The sequence below is a fragment of the Microbacterium sp. ABR10 genome (genome assembly GCF_057812175.1).
Genome location: NZ_CM173821.1, coordinates 3,237,132 through 3,251,390, shown reverse-complemented (window position 1 = coordinate 3,251,390; position 14,259 = coordinate 3,237,132). Strand labels below are relative to the sequence as shown.

The 14,259-nt window shown below is 71.4% G+C and carries 13 protein-coding genes; 11 read left to right on the top strand and 2 right to left on the bottom strand.

What is annotated here, in order from left to right:
* Positions 1–13: 13 nt before the first annotated feature.
* From hemE to ACXKZF_RS14975, 5 genes are all read left to right on the top strand, one after another.
* Entirely contained in the window at positions 14–1,114 is a 1,101-nt protein-coding gene (gene hemE, locus ACXKZF_RS14995) for a uroporphyrinogen decarboxylase (RefSeq protein ID WP_488984739.1), read from the top strand.
* Positions 1,111–2,619: a protoporphyrinogen oxidase gene (gene hemG / locus ACXKZF_RS14990; protein ID WP_488984738.1), complete on the top strand. Its 1,509-nt coding sequence runs from the start codon at positions 1,111–1,113 to the stop codon at positions 2,617–2,619. The genes hemE and hemG overlap by 4 nt, the downstream gene beginning before the upstream one ends.
* A 111-nt stretch (positions 2,620–2,730) precedes the next feature.
* Entirely contained in the window at positions 2,731–3,132 is a 402-nt protein-coding gene (locus tag ACXKZF_RS14985; RefSeq protein WP_055951815.1) for a hypothetical protein, read from the top strand.
* 5 nt (positions 3,133–3,137) lie between these two features.
* Positions 3,138–3,548, top strand: coding sequence for a phage holin family protein (locus ACXKZF_RS14980; protein ID WP_055951811.1), 411 nt, complete (start codon positions 3,138–3,140; stop codon positions 3,546–3,548).
* Positions 3,538–3,816: a hypothetical protein gene (locus tag ACXKZF_RS14975; RefSeq protein WP_055951808.1), complete on the top strand. Its 279-nt coding sequence runs from the start codon at positions 3,538–3,540 to the stop codon at positions 3,814–3,816. The genes ACXKZF_RS14980 and ACXKZF_RS14975 overlap by 11 nt, the downstream gene beginning before the upstream one ends.
* A gap of 225 nt (positions 3,817–4,041) precedes the next feature.
* On the opposite strand, the gene ACXKZF_RS14970 is transcribed toward ACXKZF_RS14975, so the two are convergent.
* A complete protein-coding gene (locus ACXKZF_RS14970) occupies positions 4,042–6,819 on the bottom strand; it encodes a hypothetical protein (RefSeq protein ID WP_488984737.1) in 2,778 nt (925 codons plus the stop codon).
* A gap of 148 nt (positions 6,820–6,967) precedes the next feature.
* Positions 6,968–7,843 (bottom strand): bestrophin-like domain, encoded by an 876-nt coding sequence (locus ACXKZF_RS14965; RefSeq protein ID WP_235561203.1) that lies wholly within the window; start codon positions 7,841–7,843, stop codon positions 6,968–6,970.
* Between the two features lie 52 nt (positions 7,844–7,895).
* On the opposite strand from ACXKZF_RS14965, the gene hemQ reads away from it, so the two are divergent.
* From hemQ to cofD, 6 genes are all read left to right on the top strand, one after another.
* A complete protein-coding gene (hemQ, locus tag ACXKZF_RS14960; protein WP_488984736.1) occupies positions 7,896–8,567 on the top strand; it encodes a hydrogen peroxide-dependent heme synthase in 672 nt (223 codons plus the stop codon).
* Positions 8,564–9,562: a hydroxymethylbilane synthase gene (hemC, locus tag ACXKZF_RS14955; protein ID WP_488984735.1), complete on the top strand. Its 999-nt coding sequence runs from the start codon at positions 8,564–8,566 to the stop codon at positions 9,560–9,562. The genes hemQ and hemC overlap by 4 nt, the downstream gene beginning before the upstream one ends.
* On the top strand, positions 9,559–10,371 hold the full coding sequence (locus tag ACXKZF_RS14950; RefSeq protein ID WP_055951794.1) for a uroporphyrinogen-III synthase: 813 nt from the start codon (positions 9,559–9,561) through the stop codon (positions 10,369–10,371). Before hemC ends, ACXKZF_RS14950 begins: the two co-directional genes overlap by 4 nt.
* Positions 10,368–11,351, top strand: a complete 984-nt coding sequence (gene hemB / locus ACXKZF_RS14945; RefSeq protein ID WP_055951791.1) for a porphobilinogen synthase — start codon at positions 10,368–10,370, stop codon at positions 11,349–11,351. Before ACXKZF_RS14950 ends, hemB begins: the two co-directional genes overlap by 4 nt.
* Before the next feature lie 103 nt (positions 11,352–11,454).
* On the top strand, positions 11,455–12,795 hold the full coding sequence (gene hemL / locus ACXKZF_RS14940; protein ID WP_488984734.1) for a glutamate-1-semialdehyde 2,1-aminomutase: 1,341 nt from the start codon (positions 11,455–11,457) through the stop codon (positions 12,793–12,795).
* Positions 12,796–13,162: 367 nt separating this feature from the next.
* Positions 13,163–14,128, top strand: a complete 966-nt coding sequence (cofD, locus tag ACXKZF_RS14935) for a 2-phospho-L-lactate transferase (RefSeq protein ID WP_488984733.1) — start codon at positions 13,163–13,165, stop codon at positions 14,126–14,128.
* Positions 14,129–14,259 lie beyond the last annotated feature (131 nt).

The following is a 14,259-nucleotide window of genomic DNA, read 5'->3' as shown; positions in this document are numbered from 1 at the left end:
GAGGATGGATGCCATGGCATCCCTCGACGCACCCCTCCTCCGCGCCCTCCGTGGCGACCGCCCCGAGCGGCAGCCGGTGTGGTTCATGCGGCAGGCAGGGCGCTCGCTGCCGGAGTATCGGGAGCTCCGCGTGGGCACCCGCATGCTCGATGCGTGCCTGACCCCCGACCTCGCGGCCGAGATCACGCTGCAGCCGATCCGCCGCCACGACGTGGATGCCGCGATCTTCTTCAGCGACATCGTCGTGCCGTTGCGCCTCGCCGGTGTCGACGTGGTCATCGAGCCCGGGCGCGGCCCGGTCTTCGCCGATCCGGTGCGCACGGCCGACGACGTGGCCCGCGTCACGTCGATCGACCCCGACGACGTCGCCGCCGCGGCGGAGCCCGTGCGCGAGGCCGCCCGCCGCGTCACTGCCGAGCTCAGCGACGCGGTGCCCCTCATCGGTTTCGCCGGAGCGCCTTTCACCCTCGCCGCCTACCTCGTGGAGGGCGGTCCGTCGAAGGAGCATCTGCGCGCCCGCGGCATGATGCACGCCGACCCCGCCTCGTGGCACCGGTTGGCCGGCTGGCTCGCCAAGGTCTCGCGCGCTTTCCTCGACGCGCAGATCGAGGGCGGCGCCCAGGCGGTGCAGCTCTTCGACTCGTGGGCCGGCTCGCTGTCGCCGTCGACCTTCCGCGAGTTCATCGCCCCGCACTCGCGCGACGCGCTCGAGGGTATCGAGGTCCCCCGCATCCACTTCGGGGTGGGAACGGGCGCGTTCCTCGACGACATGCGCCTGGGCGGCCTCGCCGACGCGGTCGGCGTCGATTGGCGGATGCCACTCGACGAGGCCGCAGCCCTCGTCGGTCCCGACGTCACCCTGCAGGGCAACATCGACCCGGCGCTGCTCGGCGCCCCCTGGCCGGTGCTCGAAGCCCACGTCGACGACGTGTTGACGCGTGGCCGCGCGGCGCGCGCGCACGTGCTGAACCTCGGCCACGGGGTGCCGCCCGACACCGATCCCGAGGTGCTGACCCGCATCGTGGCGCACGCGCACGGGCACGACGTGGATGCGGGCGGCACGGCCGCTGCGGGCGACACGACCGACGAGAGCGCGCGCGGGAACGCCGCGTGAGCGAGGCCCTCGACCGCCTGGTGCAGCACGCGCACGACACGCGCGTGGTGGTCGTCGGCGGCGGGGTCTCGGGCCTCGTCGCCGCCCGCGAGTGTGCGAAGGTCGGGCTGCAGGTCACGGTGATCGAGGCGTCCGACGCCTTCGGTGGGGTCCTGCGGTCCGCGGAGGTCGGCGGGATGACCCTCGACGTGGGGGCCGAGAGCTACGCGACCCGGGGCGGAGTCGTCCGCGAGCTGCTCACCGAGCTCGACCTCGGCGACGCCGTCGTGTCGCCGAATCCGGCGGGTGCGTGGGTGGCGGGGGTGCCCGGTGTCGGCGCCGCGCCGCTGCCGAAGGGCGGGGTGCTCGGCATCCCCGACAATCCCTTCGCCCCCGATGTGCGACGCGTCATCGGCTGGTCGGGGGCCTGGCGCGCCTACCTCGACCGGGTGCGTCCGCCGCTGACCATCGGACACGCGCACAGTCTCGGAAAGCTCGTGCGCTCGCGCCTGGGCGCGCGGGTGCTGGAGCGCCTCGTCGCCCCCGTGACCAGCGGGGTCTACTCCGCGCGCCCCGACGACATCGACGTCGACCTGGCCGCTCCCGGGCTGAACGCCGCCCTCACCCGCACCGGCTCGCTGACGGGCGCTGTCGCAGAGCTTCGCGCGCGTCGATCGGGTGCGCGGCCCGCCGACGCTCCGGCATCCGATGTGCCCGTCGCCTCCGGCTCCGCGAGGGTCGCCCCCGCGCCCGGCGGTGCGGTGGAGGGACTCAGGGGAGGCATGTCGCGCCTCGTCGACGCCCTCGTGGAGGGGTTGCGCGAGAGCGGCGTCGAGCTTCGCACAGGAGTCGCCGCCACGAACCTGACCCCGGCCGGCGACGGGTGGGCGATCGGAACGTCGCTCGACGACGAGCCCCTCACCGCCCGCGCCGTCATCGTCGCCCTGCCCGAGGGGCCGGCGCGTGCGCTGTTGGCACCGGTGGTCCTCGGACTCGAGGTGGGCGACCCGATCGCCCCGGTGGTCGAGGTGGTGACCCTGGTGGTGAACGCCCCGGTGCTCGATCGCGCTCCCCGCGGGACCGGCGTCCTGACGGTGCCCGGCAGCCACACCGCCAAGGCCCTCACCCACTCGAGCGCGAAATGGGACTGGGTTCGGGATGCCACCGAGCCCGGCGTCCACGTCGTGCGGGTGTCGTTCGGGGCGCAGGGCGAAGAGCCGGCCACCGCGGCCCTCGACGACGACGATGCCGCGCGACTCGCCCTGTCGGAGGCGGCGGCCCTGCTCGGCGTCGAGCTGCCGGCATCCGATCTGCTGGCGGCGCATCGCTCGCGCTATGTGCAGTCGCAGCCCGCCGCGACGATCGGTCGTGCGGCCGTGACCGCCGCGGCGCGCGGTGCGGTGCGGGCCGTCCCGGGTCTCGGTGCCACGGGAGCCTGGATCTCGGGCACCGGGCTGGCGCAGGTGATCCCCGACGCGCGCGACGAAGCCGATCGCGTACGCAGCGCCGCACTCTGGCGCAGCTGAGCGCCGTCGCGATCGTCCATGCGGGCCGCCCTGTCAAGGGCGGATGCCGGAGACGGCATACATGACTACTGTGAGACTCGACCAGCACTCGATCGAGCGTGAGGAGACCCCATGAGGGGCAAAGCAGCACTCGTCGTCGGACTCGTGGCGGGCTACGTGCTCGGAGCACGCGCCGGCCGCCAGCGTTACGAGCAGATCAAGGAGCAGGCCGAGAAGGTCTGGGACCAGCCCGCCGTACAAGGACAGGTCGAGAAGGTGAAGGCGCTCGGCGTCTCCGCGCTCAAGTCCGTCCCCGGCGTGGTGTGGAAGGGCGCGAAGTCCGTCACGGGCGCCGCGAGCCAGTCCGGCACCGTTCAGGAGCGCGCCGAGCGCGCGACGCGGGCGGCCAAGCGGTCGGCATCCGAGGTCGCCGACGCCGTCGAAGACTCCGTCGACGACGCGAAGCAGGCCGAGAAGACGGCCACCGCGCGGGCCAAGGCGGCCCAGAGCGGCTCCAACGCGTCGGAGGGCTGACGCGCATGACCACTCCTCGCGGGTTCCGCGATCGTTCCGACGACGGCTTGTTCACACTCATCGGCGACATCCCCGAACTGGTGCGCAACCTCGTCGTCGCCGAGATCAACGGGGCGAAGGCGTGGGCGCAACGGACGGCCAAGGACGCCGGGATCGGCGCCGGCTGGTTCGTCGGCGCCCTGATCGTGCTCTTCTGGGCCGTTCCGGTGTTCTTCGCCTTCGTCATCGCCGGCCTGTCGTCGTGGTGGCCCGTGTGGCTGTCGGCCCTCGTGGTCTTCGGCGTGATGGTCGTGATCACCGCGATCCTGGCGTTGCTGGGCTACCTGCGTTTCAAGAAGCTGTCGAACCGCGAGAACCCGGGCAAGGCCATCGCGGAGGACGTCCGCATCGTTAAGGAGGCCCGCGATGAGTATTGATCGTCCCGTCCCCGTGCCCCGCACCGCCGTGCCTCTCGGGATCTCCGACCCCGTCGAGTCGGCCCGCGCCGAGCTGAAGGCGGCGTTGGCGGCCATCGAGGTCAAGGCCAACGTCCCGCGTCGTGCCAGTGACGCCGTCGACCGCACGGTCAGCGAAGTGCGTGCCAAGGCGCGGTCGAACCCCACCGCGGCCGCTGCTGCCGTGGGCGGTGTCGCGATCGCCGTCGGCCTCGCCGTGTGGGGGATCGTAAACGCCTACACGCGCTGAGCATCCGCGTCCGGCACTCCAGAAGCTCCCCGGCGGGGAGGTCGTCCGTATAGGGCGGCCTCCCCGTTTCTGCGTCGAGCATCGTGTGCGGGATGCCGAGCGGGCGGGGGCCCGATCCATCTCGCGGTCGTAGCGGGTTCCGAGGCCCGATCCGGCTCGCAGCCGGGCGGACGCCGGCGTGCACCCGCTGCGGCACGAGTCCGGGTGAAAGCGTGCGCGGAGGGGCTACGCGCTCCGTCTCGACCGTCGGGTCCGGACCAAGACGATCAGAAGCGCGCCGAAGATCAGCAGGAGAAGGGCTGCCACGGCCGGTCGCCAGGGCTCCCCACCGATCCCCGAGCTCGCCAGGACGTCCCGATCGGTCGCGCCGACCGATCGCGCCGCGGTGTCGTGCGCCGAGCTGCCCGCCGCCGACGATCCCCCGGCGCCGACCGGTGCCGCGCCGGACGGGTCCGGGATGACGCCCGGACCGGGGGTGACCCCCGGATCGCCCGGCGTCCCCACGCCGACGCTCGGGAAGACGAAGCGATCGTCGACGCGGACGGCGGCGACGGTCGCACTGCGCACCTCCGTCTCGTTCGCCACCTCGGCGGTGCGGGCGGTGAACGAGCAACGGAGGGTGATCCGCCCCGACTCCCCGGCGCTGCCGCCCGTGTTCCAGCCCGCCTCCGTCACAAGGGCGAGCAGATCGAGGTGGGCGCCGAACGGGACGACCTTGGTGAAGGGTTTCCCGGTGCGCGACCAGGCTGTCCACGCCACGTCGCCGTACTGCATGACCGAGCTCGTGTTCCAGGCGGGGGCGACGCAGACGGCGGTTCCGTCGTCAGCCCGGTCGACGGTGACGTCGGTGGTGGCGACGGGTCCGCTGAGGCTCGGGTTGGGGACGTGCGACGTGATCCACGCTTCCAGGGCGGGCCCGCACCGGGTCTTCGCGCCCCAGGTGGTGAGGGCGCAGTCGGGAACGGGAGCGCTCGGCCAGAGCGTCCGGGTGGCGGCGGGGTCTCCTTCGTAATGCTCCCCGTTGGCCGCATCGATCGGGGCGAGCCATGAGGGCGCACCCTGGGCGAACGACTCGCCGCGGGTGGAGTACATCGCGTCGATGATGGTCGCGCATTCCTCGTCGATGTTCGGCTGGCCGCGGCACTCGCGCTTCCTGTCGATCATCACCATGCTGTCGATGTCGGGGTTCACGGGCGTGACGCGGTACGCGTTCTGCACGGACATGGCCCCCTCGATCGAGAGCCGGTTCACCCACCACGACCCCACCGACTCGTGACACACGGCGCCGTCCTGTGTCGCGACGAAGCACTTGACACTCATCTTCGCGTCGTCCAGCACACGCGGCGCGAAGTCGACAGTCATCCAGAGTCGCGAGTGCGGGAACGACAGGCCCGTGCCCCGGGACCATTCCGGAATCGGACTCCGCCACATCGGGAAGTTCTGACTGGCCGCCTCGTTCGGCATCCATGCGCTCGTGTCCGCCTTCACCGTGAATGCGTGCGAGGGATCGGTGCCCGCGGGCGCCGGAGACACGGAATCCTTCATGGTCGTGAGAATGTCCAGCGGGGCGAAGGGGGCCACACCGGAGTTCTGCCATCCGCTCCCCGACCGCCACCGCATGGCCTCTTCGCGTGCCGTGGTCTGCACCGTCGGGTGCGTCGCACGGTAGCCGTTGCTCAGGTCGGACCACTGCTGTGAGCCCGCGGGCACGAATCCGTCGATCCCGTAGGCCGAGACGGCGCCGGCGGTCGTCGACCAGGTCCCGGTCGTCCACGCCGCCGGGAAGGTCGAGGGATCCCTCGCCCACACCCGGGATGCCACCCCCACCGGCGCTCCGGCCGAGAGGAGGGGCTCGTCGGCGGGGGCCCCGGCGGCCCGGGGTGTGGTGGGTTGGTACGACAGGCCGGTCACATCGGTGCCCATGCTCATCACGACGTTCGTGTCGCTGATCGGCACGCCCACCTCGCGCCACTCGGCCGCGAAGCCGTTGTAGATGGTCTTCGCGAGGGTCAGGCCGCCCTCGCACGTGGCTCTCGCCATCGCCGGGCCGTTCGTCTTCGCCAGGGCGCAGACCCTCGCGGAATCCTCGACGCTGAGGGGGCCGTGGGCGGTGACGTAGTCCCTGCTGACCCGCATGAGGGATGCCTGCTGGTGGAGGTAGGTGCCCTGCGCGACGGCGGTCTGCCAGAACGAGACGAGCTTCTGCAGCGGGTCGTAGTAGTCGCGATCATCGAGCCACGCGCCGTGAGCGGTCGCGGGCATCCCGCTCAACGCCGCCGCGGAGGTGTTCCCGATCTTCCAGTCGTTGAGGTAGGCGCGCCCGCAGCTCTGGATGATGCCCGCGACGCCGCCGGTGGTACCCATGTCCGCGTGCACGCTGCGGAGGGATTCCGCGAAGGCGCTGTGGTCCGGAAGGATGGCCTCGCTCTCGCCGGTCGTGTACGCGATGAACGAGTTGATCGCGACCTTGAGGTCGTCCTCGTCAGCGGTGCCCACGCGCACCTCATCGATCTTGTCGACGACGTTCGCGTAGGCGTCGTTCGCGGCAGCCAGCTTGGTGAGATAGTCGCGCGGTCGGCTGGCCTGCACGGCGCAGGTGCCGGTCAGGACGTCTTGGCCGACCGTGGCGATCTCCGCCTCGATCGTCACGAGGGAGTTCTGCACCTGATCGATCTTGTGCTCGATGTCGTCGAGCTGCTTCAGGCGTTCCAGCACGTCGCCGATCGACGGAGCGGACGAACCGCCGAAGATCGCCGAGATCAACGGGGAGGCGATCGAGAGAGCGGTGTTCCACGGCCCGGTCTTGAGACCGAACAGTCCCTCGGCCCAGCCGAGACCGGTCTGCATGCTCGCGATCCAGCTCTGCGCGTCGTCCTCCCACGCGGCCTGCGCCGGCGCGGGGGCCGCGACCACGTTCCCGGCGACGATGACCGCGCCCGCGAGGACGGCGGCCGGGTACTTCAAGAAGCGGCGGGATCGTCGGGGGGTGCGCGAGCGGAGCATGGGGCCTCGAATCATCTCGGGTCGTCGCGCGGGGGCGCAGTTCACTGTGGCAGGCGCAGGAGGTCGGCGCCACCGAAATCTGAGCGGTCGCGCGTCGACCGGCCCCGAGGCCGTTCGGTGCCTCGAGGCGCTCAGGGCCGGCTGCAGGTCACGGCTCGGCGGCGAACAGTCCCTGCAGCAGATCCTCGAAGTACTCCGGTGTCACGGCGATCGGGCCGGCGTAGGCGTGGTCGAAACCGGCGATGGCGTAGAGCAGCAGCGCGACGAACAGCGCGAGCATCGCCGACATCAGCAGGTGCACGCGGAGGTTTCGCACCTCGATGAGGCCGATGAGGATCGCGTTCAGTACCGCGCCGACGGCCAGCACGATCCACAGCACGCTCGGCAGCGCCAGGTGGGTGAGGGCGATGCGCTCCCGCCGGCTCTCCACGAGCGAGTGGAACTGATCGAGCGACTGCTGCACGTACAGGATCTCGGCGGGGGAGGTGGGCTGCACGGAGGCGATCGCCTGCTGCATCGCGGTGATGTTGGCATCCGTCTCGGCGGGGATCTGGAGCTGCCGCTGCATCGGCCAGTCGAGGTCGATGACGTTGCGCGTGTATTCGGCGATCTGCTGCTGCAGTTGTGTCGACGCCGGTTCCGGAAGCAGCGCGCCCGTGCGGTAGAGCGCGGCGAGCGTCGAAGACTCCTCGAGCACGACCCCGTCGACCTCGGTGAAGTTGCCGTAGGCGGCCGCGGCGATGAGCGCCAGGGTCACGCCGTAGAAGACGCCGTAGGCGCCGACCGCGTAGCTGAGGACGCGATCCCACTCCTCACCCTGGGGCGCGACCCGGAAGACCCACTTGCGCAGGACCAGCAGAATGGCGCACGAGCCGCCGACCACGAGCACGATGAACACCGGCAGTCCCACGGACAACGGCAGGTCGTAGAGCCACATCCGGCACCCCTTCACCGCGGCATCCCCCGACACCGTCGTCGCACAGTACCAATGGCGGGCGGCGCGCCGCACCTGTCGGTCTTTCACCGGTGAGTCAACCGGTTTGGCCCGCCGCCGCGGCGAGACGAGACTAGGACGCATGTCCCACGACAGCTCATCTTCCGTGTACACGCTGTGGGCGGTTTTCCGCCGCGATCCCGAGAACCCCGTCACCGCCGTCGACGCGACCGAGCTCGCCGACCTCGTCTTGCTCGTCGAGGCCGACGGCGTCACGGTCCGAGGCTTCTACGACGTCAGCGGCCTCCGCGCCGACGCCGACCTCATGGTGTGGCTGCACGGCGAAGACCCCCAGGCGCTCCAGCGCGACCTGCGCCGTCTCCGTCGCACCGAACTGCTCAAGAACCTCCTGCCGACCTGGAACGCCATGGGCGTCCACCGCGACGCGGAGTTCAACCGCTCGCACGTGCCCGGGTTCCTCCGGGGTATCGAGGCGCAGCAGTGGCTGTGCCTCTACCCGTTCGTGCGCAGCTACGAGTGGTACCTGCTGCCCGAGGAAGAGCGCCGCGAGATGCTCATCGAGCACGGCAAGAAGGGGTCGCAGTACCGCGGCGTCATCGCCAACACCGTGGCATCCTTCGCTCTCGGTGACTACGAGTGGCTCCTGCCGATGGAAGCCGACGTGCTCACCGATCTCGTCGACATGATGCGCGACCTGCGCTACACCGAGGCCCGCCGTCACGTGCGCGAGGAGGTGCCGTTCTACACGGGTCGCCTCGTCGCCCTCGACGAGATCCCCGAGATCCTGCAGTGAGCGCACCCCTTCGCCTCGGCACGCGTCGCAGCGCTCTCGCGATGACGCAGTCGCAGACCGTCGCCGACGCCGTGGCCGCGGTGTCGGGGCGTGTGGTCGAACTGGTGCCCATCGTGTCGGAGGGAGACGTCAACCGCGCCTCGCTGTCGCAGCTGGGCGGACGCGGGGTGTTCGCCAACGGTCTGCGCGAAGCGCTCGCCGCCGACCGGTGCGATTTCCTCGTGCACTCGCTGAAAGACCTGCCGACGCTCCAGCCCGAGGGGCTGGTCATCGCGGCGACACCCGCGCGCGAGGACGCCCGCGACGTCGTCGTGACGCGCGACGGCACCCCGCTGGGCTCCCTCCCGCCGGGATCGCGCGTCGGTACCGGCTCGCCCCGTCGCGTCGCGCAGGCCCGGCGGCACAACCCTCGGCTCGACATCCACGACATCCGCGGCAACGTCGATTCGCGTCTCGCGCGGGTACGTAATGGAGAGCTGGATGCCGTCATCCTCGCGGCCGCGGGCATCTCGCGCCTGGGCGGAGATCTCGGCGGACTGCACGCCGAAGAGCTGGGCCTCAGCGAGTGGCCCACCGCTCCCGGGCAGGGGTCGCTCGCCGTCGAGACCCGCACCGACATCGATCCCGAGATCCACGCCGCACTCGCTCAGCTCGACGACGCGGACACGCGAACGGCCATCACGGCGGAGCGCACGGTGCTCTCGGCTCTCGACGCCGGTTGCAGTGCGCCCGTGGGTACGCATGCCTCGATCGCCGACGGCGACCTGCGGTTGCGCGCGATCGTCTACGCCCTCGACGGATCCCGCCGGATCGGCATCGATCGGACGGTGCGACTTGACTCGGGGTATGCTCGGGAACCTGGCAGTGGCAATGATGCGGATGCTGCCGACGACGGGGGATCCATCGCGCGCGCGACGCGTATGGGCCGAGAAACCGCGCGTCGGTTGCTCGAACGCGGGGCGGCCGACCTGGTACCACGAGAGTCGACCACATGAATGAAGGCCACTGGCACACGCCGAACCCCTCGACGGGCAGCGTGCCCAAGCCCCTTGCCGGACGGCGCGTCCTCGTGCCGCGCGGCGGCCCCTGGGGCGACGGCGTCGCCGCGCGCCTGCGGCAGCTCGGGGCCGTGCCGGTCATCGCTCCATTGATCAACTTCGCACCGACGAACGATCAGGCGACCCTCGACGAGGCCTTGTCGGATCTCGCCGGGGGCGAGTTCGACTGGTTGACGCTGACCAGTGCGACGACCGTCGACGTGCTCTACGCCTACAAGGCGGTCATCCCCACGCGCACCCGTGTCGCCGTCGTGGGCGAGACCACCGCCGCCGCCATGCAGGCGGTCGGGTACCGCGTCGACCTCGTGCCCGAGCGCGACAACTCCGCGCAGGGCATGGCCGAGCAGATGATCCACCTCGAGTCGGTGCCCCGCAAGGTTCTGACCCTTCGCAGCGAGATCGCCAAACCGGTGCTGACGCGTCTGCTCATCGAAGCGGGCCACGACGTGCGCAGCGTCGTGGCGTACCGCACCGTCGGGGTCCCCGCCTCCGAGAAGATCGCGGGCGACGTGCACTCCGGTCGCATCAACGCGATCCTCGTCACCAGCGGTTCGGTCGCCGAACAGGTCGTCGAGCAGTTCCCCGACATCCCGGCATCCACCGTCATCGCCGCCATCGGACCGCGCACCGCGAAGGACGCCAAGCGCGCCGGTCTCAGCGTCGACGTCGTCGCCGAACGGCAGACGGTCGACGCCCTCATCGAGGCGGTCGCTCGTTTCCCCGTCCCCACCGAATCGACCCCATGAGTTTTCCCGAGCACCGCCCGCGGCGCCTGCGCCGCACCCCCGCCGTCCGTCGTCTCGCCCGAGAGACGCACCTCGTGCCCTCGCAGCTCGTGCTGCCGATGTTCGTGCGCGAGGGCCTCGCCGAGCCGAGCCCCATCGGCTCGATGCCGGGAATCGTCCAGCACTCGCTCGACTCGCTCCGGCGCGCGGTCGCCGAGGCGGCAAAGGAACGCATCGGCGGCGTCATGCTGTTCGGCGTGCCCGAGACCCGCGACGCGGTGGGCTCCGGCGCCGACGACCCGAACGGCATCCTGAACGTCGCGACCGAGGCCGTCGTGGCCGAGGTGGGCGACGCGCTGGTGGTGCAGACCGATCTGTGCCTCGACGAGTTCACCGACCACGGGCACTGCGGTGTCCTGCAGCCCGACGGGGCCGTCGACAATGACGCCACGCTCGAGCGCTACACCGCGATGGGTCTCGCGCAGGCGAGGGCGGGCTCGGCGATGCTGGGGCTGTCGGGCATGATGGACGGCCAGGTCGGCGCGGTGCGTGAGGCACTGGATGCCGAGGGCTTCACCGACACGCTCATCCTGGCGTACTCGGCGAAGTACGCCGGAGCGTTCTACGGCCCGTTCCGCGAGGCCGTCGACTCGCAGCTCAAGGGCGACCGTCGCTCTTATCAGCTCGATCCCGGCAACGGTCGTGAGGGCGTGCGCGAAGCGCTGCTCGACGTCGAAGAGGGCGCCGACGTGGTGATGGTCAAGCCCGCACTGCCGTACCTCGACGTGCTCGCCGACGTGAAGGCCTCGGTCGACGTGCCGGTGTGGGCCTACCAGGTGTCGGGGGAGTACGCGATGGTCGAGGCCGCCGCAGCCCACGGGTGGATCGACCGCCGGGGCGCGATCACGGAGAGCCTGCTCGGCATCCGCCGTGCCGGCGCGGACGCGATCCTGACGTACTGGGCCGTCGAGGCCGCCCGCTGGTTGCGCGCCGATCTCTGAGCTTCGCCCCTTCACGCGTGAGGGGTCACTCTTGGTCGCCCAGACCGCGCCGAAGCGACACTTTTCGACCCCTCACGCAGGGGCGCCCGGAAGAATGGATGCCATGACCGATCTCAACGACCAGTGGTTCGCCCGCGCCAAGGACGTCATCCCGGGCGGCGTGAACTCGCCCGTGCGCGCGTACGGCTCGGTGGGCGGAACGCCGCGGTTCATACAGTCGGCATCCGGGCCCCGCATCACGGATGCCGCGGGCCGCGAGTACGTCGACCTGGTCGCGTCGTGGGGTCCGGCACTCCTCGGCCACGCGCACCCCGAGGTGGTCGGGGCCGTGCAGTCCGCGGCATCCCGTGGTCTGTCGTTCGGCGCCCCGACCGGGGCCGAGGTGGAGTTGGCCGACCTCATCGCGCACCGCGTCCAGGTGGGCGAGCTCAAGCCGATCGAGAAGGTGCGCCTGGTCTCGACCGGCACCGAGGCGACGATGACGGCGATCCGCCTCGCGCGCGGTGTGACGGGCCGCGACCTGCTCATCAAGTTCGCCGGGCACTACCACGGTCACTCCGACGGGCTGCTGGCCGCAGCGGGCTCCGGCGTCGCGACCCTGGCCCTGCCCGGATCGGCGGGCGTGCCCGCGCCGATCGCCGCGCAGACGCTGGTGCTGCCCTACAACGACCTCGACGCCGTGCGAGAGGTGTTCGCGGTGCACGGCGAGAACATCGCCGCGATCATCGTCGAGGCGGCCTCGGCCAACATGGGCGTCGTACCGCCGCTGCCGGGCTTCAACGCCGCCCTCGCCGACATCGCGCACAGCCACGGCTCGCTGCTCATCATGGACGAGGTGCTCACGGGCTTCCGCGTGCACCCCGCTGGCTTCTGGGGGCTGCAGGCCTCGCAGGGCGAGACGTACCTGCCCGACATCCTCACCTACGGCAAGGTCGTCGGCGGAGGGATGCCGCTGGCCGCCCTCGCCGGCCGAGCCGACATCATGGACCACCTCGCGCCCCTCGGCCCGGTGTACCAGGCGGGAACCCTGTCGGGGAACCCGCTGTCGGTCGCCGCGGGCCTCGCGACGCTGCGCCTCGCAACCCCCGAGGTCTACGCCGCGGTCGACGCCGCGGCGGCCCGTGTCGCCGATGCGCTCGACGCCGCTCTGACGGCCGAGGGCGTGGTGCACGTCGTGCCGCGCGCCGGTTCGCTGTTCGGCGTCGCCTTCCTGCCCGAGGTGCCCCTCGACTACGCCACGGCGCTCACGCAGCAGTCCTACCGCTACGCGTCGTTCTTCCACGCGATGCTGGATGCCGGAGTGTCGCTGCCGCCGAGCGTCTTCGAGGCGTGGTTCCTCACCGCCGCCCACGACGATGCCGCTCTCGAGCACGTGATCTCGACGCTGCCCGGGGCGGCCAAGGCTGCGGCGGAGGCGCTGGATCCGACGCTGCTCGCGCAGTAGGGGCCGGGGCGGTTTCCCGCGTTCCGACGCGTCGCTCGGTGGTGCATAACTCCTGCAGAAATGCGGGGTGGTCGAGCGGGGCCCCCGTAATTCCGCGGCTGGCGGCGGAGTGCGCGATCAATTCTCCGGAGTTGTGCGCGGTGCTGATTGCGTACCGGCGGCCCGGTGCGTCGCTTGACGGCGCACAACTCCTGCAGAAATGCGGTGCGGTCGGCCGATGCCCCGGAACTCCGCGACCCGCGGCTGTGCGTGCGCCGGATCATCCGGAGTTGTGCACGGCGTCGGCCACGGGGGAGTGCGCTTGACGCGCGGCCCCGACGCGCGGCGACGGCCACGGGTCTGGGTCGCGCGGTGCAAGACTGGACGGATGCAAAGCCCCCAGCCCCGTGTCGTCGTGCTCGCCGGAGGAGTCGGGGGATCGAAGTTCACCCTCGGCGTGCGGGCGGCGCTGCGTCGACTCGACGCACCCGAGGCCACCGTCGTGGTCAACACGGGCGATGACCTGTGGCTCTCGGGCGTGCGGCTGCAGCCCGACGTCGACTCGATCACCTACGCCCTGGCGGGGGTCAACGACACCGTGCGCGGCTGGGGTCGGGCCGGTGACACCGAACGCGTGAACGAGGAACTCCAGTCGTGGGGTGCGGGGTGGCCGTGGTTCACGCTCGGCGACCTCGACCTCGGCACGCACCTCGCCCGCACCGGGTGGCTGCGCGAGGGGCTGACGCCGACACAGGTGCTCGCGCGCATGGCGGAGCGGTGGCCGCTCGGCATCCGTCTGCTGCCCATGACCGACGCCGAGGTCGACACGCACGTGCTTCTCGAGGACGGCGGGCGTCTGCACTTCCAGGAATGGTGGACCCGGCACCGCGCGAAGCTCGCGCCTCGCGCGTTCGAGAATCCCGGGATCACGGATGCCGTACCCGCCCCCGGAGTCAGTGAAGCGATCGCTGCGGCCGACGTGGTGCTGCTCGCGCCGTCGAACCCCGTCGTGTCGATCGGTCCGATCCTCGCGGTGCCGGGCGTGCGCGAGTCCCTGCGCGAAACCGCGGCACGGGTGGTGGGCGTGTCGCCGATCATCGGTGGGCGGGTCGTGCGCGGGATGGCGGACGTCTGCCTGACGGCGATCGGGGTGGAGACCTCGGCCGCGGCGGTGGCGCGGCATTACGGGGCGCGTTCGGCGGACGGCGTGCTCGACGCGTGGCTGCTGGCCGAGGAGGACGCGGCCGCGGCGCCGGAGGTCGAGGCCGCGGGGATCCGCACCGTCGTGGCACCGCTGTGGATGCGCGACGAAGACGCTTCGGCTGCGATCGCTGAGGCGGCGCTCGAGGCGTGAGGCGGGCCGCCCGTCCGGGCGGCGTCGGGGTGAGGAGCCTCGGCCATCATCCCCACGGCGGTGCCGCGGCCCGAGGGGCGGTAACCACGCCGGGGATGTGCGCCGGCTCGTCGGACTGAGCGATGTGCGGC